This is a genomic window from Synechococcus sp. R50.1 (assembly GCF_047462115.1).
Classification (GTDB): Bacteria; Cyanobacteriota; Cyanobacteriia; order Thermostichales; family Thermostichaceae; genus Thermostichus.
Genome location: NZ_JANSIN010000019.1, coordinates 13,357 through 31,448, shown reverse-complemented (window position 1 = coordinate 31,448; position 18,092 = coordinate 13,357). Strand labels below are relative to the sequence as shown.

Genomic DNA, 18,092 nt, shown 5'->3' with positions numbered 1-18,092 from the left:
GTTGGGCATCGTGCATCTGACATTCTCTACCCAGCAGGGGAGATGTGGATAGGTTGGTCTCTTACAACCCTTCCCTAGACACATTTTTGGGATCCCTGCGGCTCCTCAATCTCTGGGGAGGGAGCCCATCCTTTCTGGAGTCATTTTGAAAAATCAGATGGAAAAAGGAGAGATAGATGTTTACCCAATCTGCGTCTGATACCCTGGGGTTGGCACAACTGGATTTGGCGCAAATTCCGCGGCAGATCACCTGCGATGGCAGTGACTTGGATTGGAGCCAGGCCCTGGCCATCGAAGGGATCCAACCTGAAGAAGAAGCTTTACAGGCTTGGATGGCTTTCCGTGACCTGCGGGTGAACCAAGAGGCGGGCAACATTTTACGCTGGCAAGGGCGTCCGTTGCGGGCCAGCCGTATCCGCTTTTTCCCCAGGAATGTGGCTTGGCGCTATGGCTTCTCGTTTTCCACCAGCATCCGCTCGCCCCTTGGCAAAGGGATCCCGACCCCTGAGGAGTGGCGCTACCCGGGCCTCTGCCGCTACGGGATTGTGCTGTTTCAACCCAACGCCCAACTGGTGGCCCATCAGGTTTTCGAGTCCTCGCCAGAGCAGCCCCAAGAGGTGGATCTGGATCCCAACCTGGATATTGCCTTCAACATCAATGACGCCAAGGGCAGCTACGGCGACAATAGCGGCAGCTTCGATATTTACCTGCAGGTGGTGAGCTAGACTCACCCAACCCCAGGAGGGATCCCGGCTGATCGCGATAGCGGGACGGAGTCTTTGCAGGGCGGGTCAGGGGGCAGTTGCCGGGTGGGATCCCATCCCCTACAATGAGTGAACTGGTGGCTGGATCCCAGCTTGCCATTGCCCTTCCTGGCCCTGGAGAGGTGGCTGAGTGGTCGAAAGCGGCTTCCTGCTAAGAAGTTACGGGGCCCAAAAGCTCCGTCGAGGGTTCGAATCCCTCCCTCTCCGTTTCTGTAGTTGACCAAGAAAGCTGGGTTGCAAGCCCCGTCCTACCGCTGCGCGGCAGCAAGCTGAACAGGGCGGCTTTGTGCTATGGTGCTGGTTGAACTCCGCCAACTTGAATATGGCGCAGTGTCAACAGGAAAAGTATCTGCGAGTTCATCCCAGTAGTTGGGGTCATGGCATCCCCCATCACTCGCAAGGGTGGTGTGGCCCAGGAAGTGGGGATCATCCTGCGACCTGGGAAAGAATCCTTACCCTTTAGGGCAGGGAGAATGTCAACCTCGGTTGCAATTTCACCCCCTTCTGAGCGTTTATGTGGCAGGCGTGGCTTCTGAGTCAGTGGGGGGTGGCACTCTGGCTCAACCTGGCTCTGGTGGTGCTGGGTCTGCTGAGCCCTCAGAAAGCTCTGACGCGAGCAGGGGTCATCCACGCGGGCCTTCTGGGCTTGCTGGTGTGGGGGGGGCTGGGGGGGCGGGGCTACGCGGTGGTAGCTGCCTATTTTTTAGTGGGAACAGCCGTAACCAAACTGGGGATCCGGCGCAAGCAGGCGCAGGGGATCGCCGAAAAGCGAGAGGGGGCGCGAGGGCCGGAGAACGTCTGGGGATCCGCTTTAACCGGGGCAGTATGTGCGCTAGGATACGCTTTCTTCCCGCATCCCCTGTGGTGGTTGGGATACAGCGCCAGCTTTGCAGCGAAATTGGCCGATACCGTCAGCAGCGAGGTGGGGAAAGCCTATGGCCGCAAGACCTTTTTGATCACCACCTTCCAGTCCGTGCCGGCGGGCACAGAAGGAGCCGTGAGCCTAGAGGGATCCCTGGCGGGGGTGGCGGCAGCGGCAGGGATGGCCGGGTTGGCCTGGGGGATTGGCGGGGAGTGGGTGGGGGAAAGCCCATTTTGGTTGGGCATCTGCTGGCTGGCTGGGATCCTGGCCACCCTGGCGGAAAGCTGGATGGGAGTGGTGTTACAACCCCGTTTGGCCTGGATGACCAACGAAGTCGTGAACGGCATTCAAACAACTTTGGCCGCTCTTCTGGCGGCAGGGCTGGGATCCCTTATGGGCATCGGATCCTAGAAATAGGGTCACCATGAACTACCCCACCGTATAGGCAGATGGGGTTTCTAGTGCCCCATCCCCTTAACAGTGAGGTTTTTGTCCCTTCCTCTGTCCCAGTTGCTTCATAGACCCGCAGGTCTCTGAAGGAGTGCTGCAACATCCGAGACCAACGAGGCTGGTTCCCAACCCCGGTTGCCCGTTGACGGCAACGTTGTACATGACCATTACCGAACCACGGTCTCTATTGCCGTGCCACCGAGAACGGCCATACAAAGAAGTCAAGCCAGGAGGCTTGACCAAAAGGGGAGAAGCTCTCCCCTGGTGCTGGCCAGAACTTGACCGGGAACTGGCAAGACGCTCTCCTAGCGCAGGCCGCTGGGCTTGTAGACCAGGAAGCTGAGCACCTGGCACTGCTTGATGTTGTCGAACCCCACCACGCGAATAAAGCAGTTGGGGTAGGCGCTGCGGCAAGCCTGCACCTCACTGAGCACCTCCTGGGGAGAAGTGGCGCTGAACAGGGGCAGCTTCCACAGTGTCCAGTAGCGAACCGTCGGCTCAGAAGATTCGTTGAACTCTATGGCAGGGATATAGCCCTGATCCAAGATGTACTGCACCTGCTTGATGATCTGCAGATCCGTCAGCGGCGGCAGGTAGGAGAGAGTTTCGTAGCGGCGCTCTTTCGGTAAGGTTTGCATGATGGGTATCACTCCATTTCGGGTCTAGGGTTTTGTGGGGGGGATCCCGCTTCTGGGTGGGTAACGGGTAGGGATCCTGTTGCTGAGGTGATCCGTTCTAGATGATTGCGGCGGTGCTCCATGTTGGCTTGCTGGATGCCAGCTTTGGCCATTTCCGGCAGGTAATCGACCACCTCCGCAGCAATGTGTTCACGAACGGTCATGATGCGATAGGCCAACTCAGGACGCTCAGCCAGCAAAGCCCGCAGGTAGGCTTCCCCATCCTGAAGGTTTTGCCGAGCGGAGAACTGCTGTAGCCAAAGAGCCCTGGGGGGATCTGTTTCGCTCAGTTGAGCCAGCACCGTGCGCATCGCCTGATAAGTCAGGTAGCTGATCAAGGTCTTGGCGGTGTCTTTGGCGATCTGTTTCAGATCCATTGCCGATCCAGGGAGGGAGCCAGTAGGGCAAGAGAGCCGTGGGGATCCCCTGCCCCCAGCAGATCTCTAGAGGGTGTCGACGGCCTTGAACTCGAACTTGATTTCCTTCCACAGCTCGCAGGCAGCCGCCAGCTCTGGCGACCACTTGGCTGCTTCCCGGATAATGTCGTTGCCTTCGCGGGCCAGATCTCGACCTTCGTTACGAGCTTGGATACACGCTTCCAAGGCCACCCGGTTGGCGGTTGCGCCCGGCGCGTTGCCCCAGGGGTGTCCCAAAGTTCCGCCGCCAAACTGCAGCACCGAGTCGTCGCCGAAGATTTCCACCAGCGCCGGCATGTGCCAAACGTGGATCCCACCGGAAGCCACCGGCATCACCCCTGGCATGGAAGCCCAATCTTGGGTGAAGAAAATGCCGCGGGAGCGATCGGCCTCTACGTAGTTTTCCCGCATGAGATCCACAAAGCCCATCGTGATGGCGCGGTCGCCTTCCAACTTGCCCACCACCGTCCCAGAGTGCAGGTGGTCGCCACCGGACATGCGCAAACACTTGGCCAACACCCGGAAGTGGATGCCATGGTTTTTCTGCCGGTCGATCACCGCGTGCATTGCCCGGTGGATGTGCAGCAGAATGCCGTTATCCCGGCACCACTTGGCCAAGCTGGTGTTGGCAGTAAAGCCGGCTGTCAAGTAGTCGTGCATGATGATGGGAGCGCCCAACTCCTTGGCAAACTCGGCCCGCTTGAACATCTCTTCACAGGTGGGCGCCGTTACGTTCAAGTAGTGGCCCTTGATCTCGCCGGTTTCCGCTTGGGCCTTGTGGACAGCCTCCATCACGAACAGGTAGCGATCCCGCCAGCGCTGGAAGGGCTGGGAGTTGATGTTTTCGTCGTCTTTGGTGAAGTCCAAACCGCCCCGCAGAGCTTCATACACGGCCCGCCCGTAGTTTTTGGCAGAAAGGCCCAACTTGGGCTTGATGGTGCAGCCCAGCAGCGGACGGCCATACTTATTCAATTTGTCCCGCTCCACCTGAATGCCATGGGGAGGGCCCTGGAAGGTTTTCAGGTAGGCCACCGGAATTCGTACATCTTCCAGCCGCAGCGCCTTTAGGGCCTTAAAGCCAAAAACGTTGCCCACAATCGAGGTGAGCATGTTGGTCACCGAGCCTTCCTCGAACAGATCCAGCGGATAGGCGACGAAGCAGAAGTACTGGTTGTCTTCGCCGGGAACCGGCTCGATGTCATAGCAGCGGCCTTTGTACCGATCCAAGTCGGTAAGCAAATCGGTCCATACCGTTGTCCAGGTGCCTGTCGAAGACTCAGCCGCCACAGCCGCCCCGGCCTCTTCGGGAGGAACACCCGGCTGAGGAGTAACCCGGAAACAGGCCAAGACATCGGTATCCTTGGGTGTGTAGTCGGGAGTGTAATAGGTGAGTCGGTAATCCTTCACCCCGGCTTGATAGCCGCTTTTGGATTGGGTTGCTGAGTAGGCCACGTTGATCTCCCTCTGAACGAATTACAGAACCAGAAAATGCCCTTCACGGATGCAACCAAGAGGAAAAACTCAGGGCCAAAACTCGAGACCGCCGAGTTTCCGTGAATAAGACCGCCCCACAACCATGAGGCCAAAGTTGGGCTTTAAGACACTCTTCATCCCGGCGGATGGAAGCCCTAAACCCTTCTTTTCGAGCGCCTTCAATCACTAGCTTCGACTCCCTGGATTTGCAAACCCAGCGGAAAGGAATTTATACAGCGCCTAAGCTAGAATCTCGGCAAACACAACTCTATATAGGTTTAATCCTAAGCTACCATCCGCAATAATGGGCTGATCATTACTTTCTTTATGAGTTTGATTAGTTTAATTAAAGTAAGACCCCCTGCTTCCCGCTGAGAATACAGATTTCTTTGGCTTTCTTAATATCCTTCGGGTGGGATCCCCGGCCAAAACCAAAAGCTCCCTTCTTTGAGGGAGCAGAGCAAACCCACCCGCAGGGCCTGGACGGTCAAGAAACGGCTGCCAGGGTTGGCTGGGGTCTCTTGCTGATCACCTGGTCGATAAGGCCGTACTCTTTGGCTTGTTCTGGGGTCATGAAGTTGTCGCGGTCGGTATCTCGTTCGATGCGCTCTAGAGGTTGACCGGTGTGGTAGGCCAGCAAGCTATTGAGGCTGTTTTTGATGAAGAGGATCTCTTTGGCCTGAATTTCAATATCGGTAGCTGGCCCCTGAGCTCCACCAAGGGGTTGGTGGATCATGATGCGGGCGTGGGGAAGGGCAATGCGCTTGCCTTTGGTGCCCCCTGCCAGCAGAAAGGCTCCCATGCTGGCAGCCAAACCAATGCAGATGGTGGAGACATCCGGCTGAATGTGCTGCATGGTGTCGTAAATGGCCATGCCAGCATAGACAGAGCCGCCGGGGGAGTTGATGTAGAGGTAGATGTCTTTTTCGGGGTCTTCCGATTCCAAGTAGAGCATCTGGGCCACAATCAGGTTGGCAATGTCGTCGTCCACCTGGGTGCCCAAGAAAATGATCCGATCCCGCAAGAGACGCGAGTAAATGTCAAAGGCGCGCTCGCCTCGCGCAGATTGCTCAATAACGGTGGGAATCATGCCAGTCCAAACGATGGGTCAGTCCTTACTAGTGTAGTCTAAGCCACCGGACGGATGCTTTGCTCAGGACGACTCACCGGCCCGCCTCCGTACGGGGCTCGATGGGGTGTGAGCCGGCTAGAACAGCAAAGAGACGGGTGGTTATGGCGGGATCCCTCTTCTTCTGGGATGTGGAACGGGTCTGAGGTGTGGCTCTTTGTGATGTGGTGAGGTGAAGCCAAGATGGACGTGATCCCAGATGAACCGATTGTAATTGCCAGCCTGCTGAGCCTGGCTTTGCTGGGGATCTTGATTCTGAACTTGGCAGGGCGTGGGTCTGGGGATGCAGATTAAAAGGTTGACAAGCTTACTTATCCTTCTTTAGGATTAGGATCGCCTTGTCGGAGAGCGCCCCCATCGTCTAGAGGCCTAGGACACATCCCTTTCACGGATGCGACAGGGGTTCGAATCCCCTTGGGGGTATTGGGTCAGAGTTATAAGATGAAGCCGTCAACAGGGGATCCCTGGCAGCGGTGACACCTTACTCAGACTTTACTCAGAGAGGCTTTGCCGCCACAAACCACTCCAGATACAAGCTGGGAGAGCGGGTCATCTGGGATCCCCATACAAGCGGCATGGGCAGCCAGCCAACTGCCACTCCGTCGAGGGGGATCCCTATTCCACCCTTACTCCTCAACAGGGGAAAAATCTCCAAAGCAGCGGCCTAGAAGGTTAGGCTTAGTTGTCCAATCGGCTACGGCTTGGGTTTGAGCAGACCTAGGGCCTGCCAGGATCAGGTGCTGGCCACCAGAGCTTCAGCCGGCGTGGCGGCGACCAACAGCTCATCTTTGATAAGCTCTGCCAGCTCCTGCAGTTGGCGAATCGCCTCTGCCCCTTCCAATTTCATAAGCTCCCGGTCATCCCGCATTTCTGTCCAGCTAATGGAGCATTCGGAAACCAAAAAGCGGATTAGGTGCCCCTCTCGTAAACTGACCATAAACGAGGCACTCTCGAAAGACGTACCACAGGTGTAGCAAGAGGCTGGGTAGCCCCGCTTCTCCAAAACGATGGCCAGAGCCTGCAAACTCATCACCAGATCTTGAACATAGCTGCGGTATTGTTCCGCCAACCGTGTGAACATCACACTCCTCCCTAACGGATTGGCACTTTTGGGGCTTAGCCTAGCTGCAAATGACCTAACTAGTAATTTATGCTTAGGACTAGGATTACATCTATCATAACAATCGACAATCCCTCAAGGAAGTGATTAAGGCCACAGAGTAGGCAAGGTCTACCTCAGTGAAATGTAGTATTCAACACTTCTCTTAACAAAGACATCAAAGTTTACTCCGAGTCAACACTCTTATCGACTGGGATCCTCACTCAGTGCTCGCCCAGTCTTTTCTCAAAATGGCTCAGCGGCTGCTCGCGTCATCAGGACAGTTGCCTCAAAGCTTTCTCTTGCAAGGGTCTCACCGATCGCGAAGTAAGACGCGGTCTTTTGACAAGAGACCGGCGGGAGTGTCAAGTGGGCCAAGGCTTGCAGACGAATGCAGATCAAGGTGGGTTCCCGCCCGATTATGCTGAGAAAATTCTCGGCATGGACAATTGAGAAGGAACGGCTCGATGCTGACACCTGTTGATCTGGAGAAACGAGTGGCTTATTTTCAGAGTCCCCAAGCCATTCGGGATCGCTGTCAGTTGCTATTTGAAAGGGTTTTGGCCGGTGAATCAGAGCATTTTCGCCTCGACCTGAACCGGCTGGGATCCGTAGCCGACTATGTGATCACCACAATGCGGGCCCATTATCCCAACGGGGAAATTCCCTTCCACAGCCGCTGGCAACATTTTCAGGTGGGATCCGGGGAGCGCCTAGCCCGTTTGGAAAATCGACTTAAAGACATGGATCCGCTGGAGCGGCTGCGATGCAAGTGGGATCTGGCCATCGTCAGCGTGTTGCTGGACGCAGGCGCAGGCTCTGCCTGGAAGTACTGGGATCCAGAAAGTCAGATGGTGGTGGGTCGTTCCGAAGGTTTGGCCTTGGCCAGTTTCGACTGGTTCTGGCAAGGTGGGTTTTCCAGCGATCCCCAGCAGCCTCTGCAGGTGGATGCGGCGGGCCTGGAGCGGATCACCTTGGCGGATTTGGCAGCAGCTTTCCAGGTGGGGCCGGAAAATCCTTTACTGGGACTGGAGGGGCGCTGGCAACTGCTGCAAAGGTTGGCACAAACTTTGCGGGCTCAACCTCATTACTTTGGATCTGGTCACAATCTTCCTCGTCCAGGCCGGTTGTGGGAAGCAATCCAACCCGAGGATCCCAGCCGTGGGATCAAAGCAGCACAGGTCTTCCAGGCAGTTCAGAGGGGGTTTAGCTCCATTTGGCCTGGGCGAGTCTCGCTGGCCGGGATCCCTCTGGGGGATGTCTGGCCCTATCCCCACCTGCCCCAAACGGAGTCGGGGAGCCATTGGGTGCCTTTTCACAAGTTGTCCCAATGGATGACCTATTCCCTGCTGGAGCCGTTGCAGCAGGAGGGGATCCCAATCGGGGGTTTGGATGAGCTGACGGGTTTGGCGGAGTATCGCAACGGGGGGCTGTTTGTGGATTTGGGGGTGATCCAGCTCAAGCAGCCGGAGATTGGTCAGCAACCGTATCCTCCAGATTCGACGGTGATTGTGGAGTGGCGAGCCCTGACGGTGATTTTGCTGGATCAAGTTGCCTCCTTAATCCGGGAAAGGCTTGGCTGCTCTGCCCAGGAGTTGCCCCTGGTGAAAATACTGCAAGGGGGAACCTGGACGGCAGGGCGGCAAATCGCTGCCCAGCTCAGGCCAGATGCTTCTCCTCCCATCCAACTGCTCAGCGATGGCACGGTTTTTTAGGGATCCCCTTTCGAGATTCTTAAGAAGTTCTGTAATAATCTCAGGGCCAAATCAGGACGGGATCCCCAGTGCAGATGCAGGTACGAAGCGTGAAGGCGCTCGGTGGCCCATCCTTCCTGTTGAAGCTGGGCGGGGGATCCCCAGCTGTAGATTGGGCTGGGGGAGATGGGGGTGCTGCGGGAGCGGTGAAATTCATGCCCGCGCAGGCGATCCCCGGCTGGGGCCAGCAGGGTTGGGCGCAAAACCGCAGCTTCGCGGTAGCCCAAACACAGCCGGTCGGCCATGTCTACTGTGATGGGCAACAGCCCGGCCATCGGGTAGGTCTTTCCCTGAAAATCGGTAAGGGATTGGCCCAGCACCATCAGTCCGCCGCACTCGGCGTAGAGGGGTGGGTGGGTGGGCGGGGGAGGTTGTTGGTTAATTCTCTCAGATAGAGGTGCTGCAAACAATTCCGGGAACCCTCCCCCCAGCAGCACGCCGTCGCAGGGCTCCGGTGGCCATAGCCCCACCTGGAGGGGGGAATACTCCAGCAGCTCGGCTCCACAGGCCCGCAACAGATCCAAGTTGTCGGCGTAGTAGAAGTTAAAGGCGTGGTCTTGGGCCACCGCCACCCGTACCTGTTCGCAGCGGCGGGGCGGAGTCCTTTCGGTGAGAGGGGGGATCCCTGGCCACAGCTCTCCTACCGCTGGAGGAAGCCTCCGAATGAGGGGCAATAGGCTATCCCAATTGACGTGTTGCTCGGCCAGCTCGGCCCAGGCAGCTTGCCAGTGGGGGAAGTGATCCAGTTCTGAGACAGGCACCAACCCCAGGTGTCGGCTGGGCAACCGCAAATCCTCCCGCCGGGGAAACTGGCCCAAGACTGGGATCCCCGCTGCAGCCGCTGCCTGCTGCAAGATTTGTCCATGCCGCTCCGAGGCCACCCGGTTGAAAATCACCCCAGCAATGGAGAGGCGGGGATCCCAGCGGCTCAAGCCGTAGAGCAAAGCGGCCACCGTCGTTCCCATGCCGCTGCCATCGATCACCAGCACCACAGGGATCCCGAGCAGGCGGGCCACATGGGCGCTGCTGGCAAAAAAAGGCTCCGTTCCGCCCTCGGGGAGGGGCAGGGATCCCGGCGCTCGTCCATCGAAGAGGCCCATTACCCCCTCCACAATGGCTCCATCCTTGCCCTGGCAATGGTGGCGAAAGCAGCGCTGCACAAAGTCCTCGTCGGTCAAGAAGGGATCCAAAGTGCGACAGGGGATCCCGCTCACCGCCGTGTGAAACAGAGGATCAATGTAATCCGGCCCCACCTTGAAAGGTTGGATGCGCAGGCCCCGTCGCCTCAGAGCGGCCAACAGAGCCAGAGTGATGGTGGTTTTGCCGCTGCCGCTTGCTGCCGCCGCCAGCAGAATGGCCATCTTTCCTGCCCAAGGGTTAGAACTCGATGCCGATTTGCGCCTTGATCCCCTGGTCACGGAAGGGATGCTTGACCAAAGTCATCTCCGTCACCAGATCGGCTCGGTCGATCAACGCTGCCGGCGCACCCCGCCCCGTCAAGATCAGGTGAACCCGCTCCGGTTTCTCCGCTAGCCCGGCCAACACCCTGTCCGGCGAGAGATATCCCAACTTGAGGGCGACATTGATCTCATCCAGAAGCACCAACTGAAACTCCCCGCTGGTGAACAGCTCCCGCCCCTTTTCCCAGGCCGCCTGTGCATGGGCGATGTCTCGCTCCCGGTCTTGGGTTTCCCAGGTAAAGCCCTCTCCCATGGCGTAAAAAGCTATTTTCCCCAGGCCCAGCTCTGGATGCTCGGCCAATTTCCGCAATAGCTTGGCTTCTCCTGGATCCCAGGCCCCCTTGATAAATTGCACCACCCCCACCGACAATCCCTGGCCGAGGGCGCGGAAGATCATGCCAAAGGCAGCCGTGGTCTTGCCCTTGCCCTGCCCCGTGTGCACGATGATCAGGCCCTTGTCATCTCGCATGCCCGACAGACGCTGCCGCTGGATCTGCTGGCGTTTTTGCATTCTTTGGCGATGCCGCCAGTTTGGGTCGGCCTCTGTGCCCGGTGAGCTATCGCAAGCAGCCTCAAGTTCTGTTGTCGAGGGGGGCAGGGGCTGGGATCCCGAAGCCGGTGCAGGCCAGCCAGACAGGGCGGGTTGGGCCATAATCATAAAAATTGAGATTCGCCACACAAGCTGAGGGGAAGGTGCTGTGCCTACGGCAGGGGAACTGCACCGCTGACGCGACTGTTAGGGCAAACTCAAGTTCCCCCACAGCAGACCGCCCCCATCCTAATCCCTCATCTGGTTGCATTGGCTGGGATCATGAGAGAACCGGCTGCTGCTTTCCGAGATAGCCTGCTAATGTACTGCTTCATCTGGGCAGTGCTGGCAATAGGGTGTTTTCAAGTCTTGCCACGCATCCAAGTCGTATCTGCCGCCGAGTTGCAACCGTGGCTAGCGCCCAGCTACTTTGCAGGTCTGGGGGGATCCCTATTGGCAGCCTTGGGATCCCTGTTGGCCATCTCAGCCGAAACGACGCCAAATCCTGCCGACAAAAAGCATCTGCACCGCTTGGCTTGGGGATTGGGGACAGTTGGCTTTCTCGGCGTTCTCTCCCCCCTGGGCTTGGCCGGCGCATTCTTTCTCAAAGCCGCTCAGGGGACAGACTGGTGGCAGGGTCTGTTTGGCTGAAGCCGCCCACAGCTTATTTTTTGACAAATGGGCGGAGGTTGGGGGTACTATAGGGACAAGTTCCGTTCTTTATCCAGAGCAGACTGAGGGACCAGGCCCAATGAAGCTGCGGCAACCCGGCGGAAGCCTCCGCTACGGTGCCAATTCCTGCGGTTAGTCAGTAACCGAAAGATAAAGGCAATAAAGTTTTCTCTAGAGGATAGCCCTCTTTGGCGGGGGACTTTTCTGGCAACTTTATCCTTTAGCAGCTCCCATAGCTCTGGTCGCGGCAGCGGGGCAAGGCCTTCGCGGCAGTGCTGGTGCGTCAGCGGTGCAGAACGCTTGCTGGTTGCTGGGCCTTTCCTCTGGCTGAGTTGGGGCTGGTGCGGAGCACCTGGGGATCCCTGGTTGGCTCTTTCTCCGACGGATAATGAACGAGCGGGTGAGCCTTGTTTTTTGTTCAGGTTCTCAGTTCTAGCTTTTAAGGAGAAGGTTCGTTGTCCAAGTCGTTTTTGTTTTCCTCGGAGTCGGTGACGGAGGGGCACCCCGACAAAATCTGCGATCAGATCTCCGATGCCATCGTGGATGCCCTCTTGACGGCGGATCCCCTCAGTCGGGTGGCCGCCGAGGTGGTGGTCAATACGGGCCTGGTTTTGTTGACCGGGGAGATCACCTCGCAAGCGCAGGTCAACTTCACCCGTCTGGTGCGGGACAAGGTGGCCGAAATTGGCTATACCGATGCCAAGAATGGGTTTTGTGCAGAAAGCTGCGCGGTGTTGGTGGCTTTCGATGAGCAATCTCCCGATATTGCCCAAGGGGTGAATGTGGCCCTGGAAAGTCGCGGCTCCCAGGAAGATCAATTCGACTTGGTCGGGGCCGGGGATCAGGGGTTGATGTTTGGCTTTGCCTGCGATGAAACTCCCGAGTTGATGCCCTTGCCCATTAGCTTGGCCCACCGCCTCAGCCGCCAGTTGGCCACGGTTCGCAAAAACGGCACCCTGCCCTATCTGCGCCCGGATGGCAAAACGCAGGTGACTGTGGCCTATGAGGAAGGTCGCCCGGTGGGCATTCACACCCTGCTCATCTCCACCCAGCACACGCCCACGATTGGCGCCATTACGGAAGAGGCGGCGGTGCAAGAGCGGATCCGCGCCGATCTCTGGGAGGCAGTGGTCACGCCGGTGTTTGCCGAGCTGCCCATCAAGCCGGATAGCCACACCCGCTTCCTCACCAATCCCACCGGCAAGTTTGTCATCGGCGGCCCTCAGGGAGATGCGGGCCTGACCGGACGCAAGATCATCGTCGATACCTACGGCGGCTATTCTCGCCATGGGGGCGGGGCCTTCTCCGGCAAGGATCCCACCAAGGTGGATCGCAGCGCTGCCTATGCGGCTCGTTACGTGGCCAAGAACATCGTGGCAGCTGGCTTGGCGCAAAAATGTGAAGTGCAGGTGAGCTACGCCATTGGGGTAGCCCGCCCCATCAACATTTTGGTGGAAACCTTTGGCACAGGGCGCATCCCCGACGAAGAGCTGTTGCGGCTGGTGCAGCGCCACTTCGATCTGAGGCCGGCAGCCATTTTGGCCCAGTTCCAACTGCGGGAGCTGCCCCGCCAACGGGGGGGACGCTTCTACCAAAATGTAGCGGTCTATGGTCACTTCGGGCAAACTCACCTGGATCTGCCCTGGGAGCGCACCGATAAAGCCGCTCTGCTGCGGGAGGAGGCTCTTGCCAAGGCGACTGCCCTCTTGGCCTAAGAGGGGATCACTAAGACGGCCTGCTGCCTCAATGCTTGCCCTGGTGCAGTTGCTTAACCAGGTGGGGTAGCTCCGGCAGGATCAGGCTGCGCATAGCCAGTTGCACGGCTGCTGGGGAGCCAGGCATGGAAAAGATCAAGCACTTTCCGTGGATCCCGGCGATGGCCCGAGAGGCGATGGCCCGACTGCCGACCTGGGCGTAGCTGAGCTGACGGAAGATCTCGCCAAAACCGGGCAAGGTTTTCTCTAAGAGAGCCTCAATGGCGTCATAGGTGGTGTCGCGGGGGGCGATGCCTGTGCCGCCATTCAACAGGATCACCGGCAGGGATCCGGCCCAATCCTGAACCTGCTCTCGAATGAGCTGCGGTTCATCTCGGAGAATGCAATACCTCTCCACCCGGTGGCCGGATTCCTGGAGGGCTGTGCAGATGAACTGGCCGCTGTGGTCGGTTTCAGGGGTGCGTGTGTCGCTGACGGTGATCACCCCACAGGGCAAGGAGGCAATGTGCTCTGCACCGCTGTCGCGATCAAGGGGAAAGGTCATGGCGGGGATCCCTGAGGAAAAGGTGGCAAACCCATCAAGACTGTCCCTGAGGAGGCTCGGCAGGAGTTGGCGGGTCAACGACCATCTGCGGAATCTCCGGGAATGTGCTCTGCACCTCTGTCGCGAACGATGAGGACTCTGTCCCACCGGCACGAGGGGACTGGGCGAGCAGGCGGCGCAGCTTGGGGGGAAGCTCCTGCAACTGCTCCAACAACAAGTTTAGAGATATGGCCGGTTCTCGGGAAAACAGGGATCCTGCGAGGGGTACCGGCGGCAACGGAGAACAGGCAAGGGCAGCCGAAGCCAAAGAGCGGATCAGCTCCTGCTGCTCCTGCCAAAGGAACTGGCCGATTTCTGGGGGAAAGGTAAGATGAGGAGAGCCGCGACGCTGCCAAAGGCGGAGAAGCTGCTCCACAGAGGTGGCCTTGTACCGCCCCTGGTAGAGGGCTTCCAGCAAAGCCACCGGGATCCAACGGGCCGGGAACGACTGATCCCAGCGCTCCACCCAAACCTGGCCGGGTTGACCTTCCAGTTCAAACCCATAGTGCTCCAGAAAGGTGGCAGGATCCATCAAACCACCCTGGCCCAATGAAACTTAACCCCAAGCTAACCCAGAGGGACTGACGAGAAATCAGGCTCCTCTTTCCGGGATCCCTGAGGAAACTCTCGCTCAAGAATACCTCAACTGGCTTTCTGTGAAGCTCCTATGAAGGGAAAGCTCGGGAAGGTCGTGTTCTCCCTCAATGGGCTCCGCACCGCTGACGCGAACGGCGCAAACACCACACGGCTCCAGGTACGTCGGCTTCCCCCTCTCGTCTTAGGGTGAAGTTTTGGTGGTAGACGGGATCCAACCCTGCTTGTTCTGCCTGCTGCAGCACGTAAGATGGGGAGTGGGCAAAGCGCCCCGTCGTGGATCCCAGCTCGTAGCCGGGGGCGGATCCCACCTCGACGGTAAAGGCCAAAAGCCCGCCGGCATTCAACACCCGAGCGCAGGCAGGAAAGACCTGGGCCAGATCCCCCAGGTAGATGAACACATCTGCCGCCAGGATCAAGTCGTAGCGTTCTGAGGTCTGGTGCAGCAGCTCCAGCAAGTCCCCCTGAACCAGGTGGTCGTAAATGCCCTTGTGTTGGGCGATTTCCAGCATGCGGGCAGAGAGATCCACGCCCCACAACTGCTTGACATAGGGGCGCACCTGGGCTCCTGCCAAGCCCGTACCACAGCCCAAGTCCAGCGCCCGCTCAAACTGAGGAGGCGATCCCTGCGCTGCTGCCACCGCCAGGATCCCTTGCCGCAAAGCCTCTGGTCCCTGGTAGTTCAACTTCTCCAACAAATGCTGCTCGAACCGAGGTGCATATTCGTCGAACAGGCGGCTGACCCAAGCCGGAGGCGTTCTGTCGGGCAGGGGCAGCTCCCCCAGAATGGCCAGCATGTAGCGGGCATCGCTGTGTTCAGGCTGCAAGGAGAGCGCCCGCCGAAACCAGGGACTGGCCGCCTCTGGTTGTCCCTGCTTCCAGAAGCACATGCCGATTTGATAGGGGATATCCGCTTCCTGCTGGGATCCCTGCCAAGCCTGCAAGTAGTGGGCCACCGCCGCCACGAATTCTCCCCGCATCTGCAGCAGATCGGCCAACCCCACCCGTGCCATCAGCAGTTGCGGATCCCGGTTCAGGGCTTGCTCAAACAACAATTGCGCCTGCTTTTTCTCCCCCATCTGCCGCAACACCCTCCCCAGCAGCGCATGAACCTCAGCGGCTAAGCTGGCCGGCGCAGCAGGTGGACAGCTCACAATGGCCTGCTGGTAGTGCAGCATGGCGGCGGGGTAGCGACCGGCTCCTTCCTCGATTTGTCCCAACAGAGCGTGGGCCTGAACCCAGGCGATGGCTGCTTCGGGATCAGACAGGTCGGCGGCATTCGAATGGGATCCCCGCTGGGCAGTCCCAACAGGAGCTGAGCCGGCACCCGAGAGGAGCTGCTCACAAATTTGCCGACAACGGGCCCAGTCACCTTGCCGGAAATGGACTGCCGCCTGACGGATCTGTTTTGAGAGGGACGGCTGCGCCGCTTTTCCAAAACCTTTGCCTTTGACCATTCCTGCGGTGCATCCCCCGATTTCTTGGGGGCCTGAGTTGCCAGCACCCTTTCAGGATAGGGCCTCTCTCAGCCGACGGCTGCCATGGCTTTCAGGCCCTTCAAAATCAGGTAGTCCAAAATGCTGGTGTTCTCCTCGCCGCGGTAGTTAAAATTGGAGCGCACCAACCACAGCCCCTTCTGAGTGCGGCAACAGAGGTTCAACAGCGTGCGGGCCAAAATGCGTTGACGCGCCTGTAAATCCCGCCCTGCATCGAAAACCTCCCCGTCCCACTCCGGCGTCAGCACACGGCTATTGTAGAGCACATGCCACAAAGAGCGGGACCAACTGGGGCTGGTGATATCAAACCAAAATTGGTAATCGGCCTCCAAACCCCGATTGATATAGGCCACCGGAGTTGCAACTACCAAGTAGCGGGAATAATCGGGTTCGAAGCGGCTGCTGCTGGGGGTTTGTCCCGAGCGGATCATGGCCAAAAAGGCGGGATCCCCTTCGGCAGGGAAGGCCTGACGAAACCGTTGTGCCGCTTCCATCAATACGCGCAGCAGCTCTTGATCCTGAGGGGAAGCAATCACCGAGGCCAAGTGATCGGCAAAAAACTGCTGGAAGAAAGCGGCCAATGAAGGGCCGGGACGATAGCCGCGCAGCCAATCGAACAGTCGCTGGTAGCGCTCCAGGTTGGCAAACCCCACCCGCTCCGGCTGCCGTACTGCTGTTCGGGGACGCAGAGAACGCCCCACCGGATCCCAGGTATCTTCGGCCAACAGAGCCGCCCGGATGGGATCCAGCCCCAGCACCCAGCTCAACATCAGCCGCCAAGCCGGCAAAGTAGGAAAAGCGCCCCACTCAGGGTGAGCCAATTCTGCTGCCGTCAGCACCGCCCGCACCAAAGGATAGCGGATCAAGGCCGGGAAGGGGGCAATCGGCAAAACCGGCACTTCCGACAACTGCTCCTGCAAGCTCAGGCTCACCCCCGCATCCATACGGGGCAGCAAAACAGCGATGCGATGGGCCGGGATCCCGGCCCCCAAAAGCCGGCGAATTTGGGCAACCATCGCCTCTACTGCCGCAAACTGGGTCTCTTCCTCCAGGGTTTGCACCAGCGGCAGCTCCCCCCCCTTCGGCTCAGGCAGCGGATGAGAAAACGGGGGATCCAGCACCCGCGCAATCTGCACCCCCAAGCGGATCATGCCTGCTGAAGCGCGATGGCTCCCCTCCAGAAACTGAACCTGCGTTTTTTCCATCAAGAAGTCGGCCACAGCTTCCGGGATCCCGGTCAAGGAAACCCCACCACCAAGGGTGTAGCTGAAAAATTGACTTTGCAGATGGGATTGCCCCTGCCGGTAAAACTCCAGCGCCACGGCACAACTGTCTTCCGCCTGATCCACAATCAGGTGATCCCACTCTTGCCAAAACTCCGCCAGCGGCAGGATGTGCTCGCCAAACAGCCGAATTTGCAGGCCAAAATCCAGGGATCCCAACCGAAGCGCTGCCTCCCACAGCCGACCCACACAGCAGCCCATTGCCTGCAAAGCCTCTGCCCGCCGCGGATCTGCCTCCTCGGGCCAAGCCCGGGCCAGCCGGGATCCCACCACCTCTGCCGGCAAACCCGAAGCCCCCGCAATATAAGCAGCACTGCTGATCTGATCCCAGATCTGGAACTCCTTGAGCCCGACCCCGGCAAAGGCTTCCCCATGCCGAGGGCACAAAGCGCAGGCTCGTTCGCAGAGAAATTGAGTGAGATCTTTGGCCAAGGGGATCGGCTCAAACTGAGGAGGCAACTGAGGAAGGCGGGCACACACCTGCGGCCAATGATCGGCCAGAGAGCGCCCAACCCGCTGCAAGAACGTCTCGATCCGCCACGGCCCCACCAAGCCCGAACTGGACTGCTGCAAGCGCCACAACACCTCATCCGCTTGCCGTTGACTCCGCACCAAAAACAAGACCCGGCCCGGATCGGATCCCGCCTGCAACAAACTTCGATAGTGATCCACACAAGCCTGGGTCAGCCCACTGCCTGCCCAGCCCATCACACTTTTGAAGGGAGATGGCTTCCCCCGCCAATGGCTCTTTTCTTCCGCCTGAGCTGCTCTCGCCATTGCTGGCCTCCCCAACCAGCCCATTTTCTCGGCAAAAGTCTGGACAAACGGGCCTTCGCTTCATTATGATCGTTTTCCGTTGCCAACTAAGCCCATCCGCTTTGGCGACCTGGTGCGCTGCTACCCCAGATACTGCCTCTTTGCAGGCAAGTCTGAGCAGCTCTTAGCAAAAGCAGTTTGGCGTGTAACTTTGGGGTGAACTAGGCGAGAGGATCAGCGTTGCCGATGCTGATCTTAGGCTCTGGGGACAGGGATCCCTGATTCTCCCTGCCTCGCTTTTTCGCCTGAGTTGGCAGACTCAGCCTTGTTCTGAGCTTTCTGCTGCCACGCTGTTGCTGTATGTCTATCCATCCGGCTGA

17 protein-coding genes, 2 tRNA genes and 1 riboswitch are annotated in these 18,092 nt (G+C 58.7%); of the genes, 7 read left to right on the top strand and 12 right to left on the bottom strand.

Annotation, left to right across the window (positions count from 1 at the left end):
* Positions 1-176: 176 nt before the first annotated feature.
* The 3 genes from NW870_RS06765 to NW870_RS06755 all read left to right on the top strand — a co-directional run bounded on the left by NW870_RS06765 (position 177) and on the right by NW870_RS06755 (position 2,037).
* A complete protein-coding gene (locus NW870_RS06765) occupies positions 177-725 on the top strand; it encodes a hypothetical protein (protein WP_011433891.1) in 549 nt (182 codons plus the stop codon).
* A gap of 155 nt (positions 726-880) precedes the next feature.
* Positions 881-971, top strand: a tRNA-Ser gene (locus tag NW870_RS06760).
* 307 nt (positions 972-1,278) lie between these two features.
* The gene (locus tag NW870_RS06755) at positions 1,279-2,037 is read left to right on the top strand and encodes a TIGR00297 family protein (RefSeq protein ID WP_414374553.1); all 759 of its coding nucleotides are present in this window, start codon (positions 1,279-1,281) and stop codon (positions 2,035-2,037) included.
* 344 nt (positions 2,038-2,381) lie between these two features.
* On the opposite strand, the gene NW870_RS06750 is transcribed toward NW870_RS06755, so the two are convergent.
* The 4 genes from NW870_RS06750 to clpP form a co-directional block, all read right to left on the bottom strand.
* Positions 2,382-2,714, bottom strand: a complete 333-nt coding sequence (locus tag NW870_RS06750; RefSeq protein ID WP_011434136.1) for a ribulose bisphosphate carboxylase small subunit — start codon at positions 2,712-2,714, stop codon at positions 2,382-2,384.
* Positions 2,715-2,722: 8 nt separating this feature from the next.
* On the bottom strand, positions 2,723-3,130 hold the full coding sequence (gene rcbX / locus NW870_RS06745; protein ID WP_414374551.1) for a RuBisCO chaperone RbcX: 408 nt from the start codon (positions 3,128-3,130) through the stop codon (positions 2,723-2,725).
* Between the two features lie 66 nt (positions 3,131-3,196).
* Positions 3,197-4,621 carry a form I ribulose bisphosphate carboxylase large subunit gene (locus NW870_RS06740; RefSeq protein ID WP_011434138.1) on the bottom strand — a complete coding sequence of 475 codons (1,425 nt, stop codon included), beginning with the start codon at positions 4,619-4,621 and terminating at the stop codon, positions 3,197-3,199.
* Between the two features lie 508 nt (positions 4,622-5,129).
* Positions 5,130-5,732, bottom strand: a complete 603-nt coding sequence (gene clpP, locus NW870_RS06735) for an ATP-dependent Clp endopeptidase proteolytic subunit ClpP (RefSeq protein ID WP_011434140.1) — start codon at positions 5,730-5,732, stop codon at positions 5,130-5,132.
* A 389-nt stretch (positions 5,733-6,121) separates the two neighbouring features.
* Between clpP and NW870_RS06730 the strand changes: the two genes are divergently transcribed.
* A tRNA-Glu gene (locus NW870_RS06730) sits at positions 6,122-6,194 on the top strand.
* Between the two features lie 73 nt (positions 6,195-6,267).
* On the opposite strand, the gene NW870_RS06725 is transcribed toward NW870_RS06730, so the two are convergent.
* Together NW870_RS06725 and NW870_RS06720 are read right to left on the bottom strand one after the other, a co-directional pair.
* Positions 6,268-6,408 carry a hypothetical protein gene (locus NW870_RS06725; RefSeq protein ID WP_414329377.1) on the bottom strand — a complete coding sequence of 47 codons (141 nt, stop codon included), beginning with the start codon at positions 6,406-6,408 and terminating at the stop codon, positions 6,268-6,270.
* A 96-nt stretch (positions 6,409-6,504) separates the two neighbouring features.
* A complete protein-coding gene (locus NW870_RS06720) occupies positions 6,505-6,852 on the bottom strand; it encodes a DUF1815 family protein (protein ID WP_011434143.1) in 348 nt (115 codons plus the stop codon).
* Positions 6,853-7,337: 485 nt separating this feature from the next.
* Here NW870_RS06720 and NW870_RS06715 point away from each other — a divergent pair, with 485 nt between their 5' ends.
* Positions 7,338-8,585, top strand: coding sequence for a URC4/urg3 family protein (locus NW870_RS06715; RefSeq protein ID WP_414374550.1), 1,248 nt, complete (start codon positions 7,338-7,340; stop codon positions 8,583-8,585).
* Here the strand turns inward: NW870_RS06715 and NW870_RS06710 are convergent.
* Together NW870_RS06710 and cobO are read right to left on the bottom strand one after the other, a co-directional pair.
* Entirely contained in the window at positions 8,582-9,985 is a 1,404-nt protein-coding gene (locus tag NW870_RS06710) for a cobyrinate a,c-diamide synthase (protein ID WP_414374549.1), read from the bottom strand. The genes NW870_RS06715 and NW870_RS06710 overlap by 4 nt on opposite strands.
* A 16-nt stretch (positions 9,986-10,001) precedes the next feature.
* On the bottom strand, positions 10,002-10,736 hold the full coding sequence (gene cobO, locus NW870_RS06705; protein WP_414374548.1) for a cob(I)yrinic acid a,c-diamide adenosyltransferase: 735 nt from the start codon (positions 10,734-10,736) through the stop codon (positions 10,002-10,004).
* Between the two features lie 159 nt (positions 10,737-10,895).
* On the opposite strand from cobO, the gene NW870_RS06700 reads away from it, so the two are divergent.
* Together NW870_RS06700 and metK are read left to right on the top strand one after the other, a co-directional pair.
* The gene (locus tag NW870_RS06700; RefSeq protein WP_011434147.1) at positions 10,896-11,264 is read left to right on the top strand and encodes a hypothetical protein; all 369 of its coding nucleotides are present in this window, start codon (positions 10,896-10,898) and stop codon (positions 11,262-11,264) included.
* A gap of 66 nt (positions 11,265-11,330) precedes the next feature.
* Positions 11,331-11,442: riboswitch (SAM riboswitch) on the top strand.
* A gap of 298 nt (positions 11,443-11,740) precedes the next feature.
* Entirely contained in the window at positions 11,741-13,000 is a 1,260-nt protein-coding gene (gene metK, locus NW870_RS06695) for a methionine adenosyltransferase (protein ID WP_414349600.1), read from the top strand.
* Positions 13,001-13,028: 28 nt separating this feature from the next.
* Here metK and NW870_RS06690 read toward each other — a convergent pair whose 3' ends face one another.
* The 4 genes from NW870_RS06690 to NW870_RS06675 all read right to left on the bottom strand — a co-directional run bounded on the left by NW870_RS06690 (position 13,029) and on the right by NW870_RS06675 (position 17,733).
* Positions 13,029-13,544: a MogA/MoaB family molybdenum cofactor biosynthesis protein gene (locus NW870_RS06690; RefSeq protein WP_414374546.1), complete on the bottom strand. Its 516-nt coding sequence runs from the start codon at positions 13,542-13,544 to the stop codon at positions 13,029-13,031.
* A 34-nt stretch (positions 13,545-13,578) separates the two neighbouring features.
* A complete protein-coding gene (locus NW870_RS06685; RefSeq protein WP_414355955.1) occupies positions 13,579-14,115 on the bottom strand; it encodes a hypothetical protein in 537 nt (178 codons plus the stop codon).
* Positions 14,116-14,284: 169 nt separating this feature from the next.
* Positions 14,285-15,634, bottom strand: a complete 1,350-nt coding sequence (locus tag NW870_RS06680) for a methyltransferase domain-containing protein (protein WP_414355954.1) — start codon at positions 15,632-15,634, stop codon at positions 14,285-14,287.
* Positions 15,635-15,702: 68 nt separating this feature from the next.
* The gene (locus NW870_RS06675; protein WP_414355952.1) at positions 15,703-17,733 is read right to left on the bottom strand and encodes a hypothetical protein; all 2,031 of its coding nucleotides are present in this window, start codon (positions 17,731-17,733) and stop codon (positions 15,703-15,705) included.
* Positions 17,734-18,092: the final 359 nt, after the last annotated feature.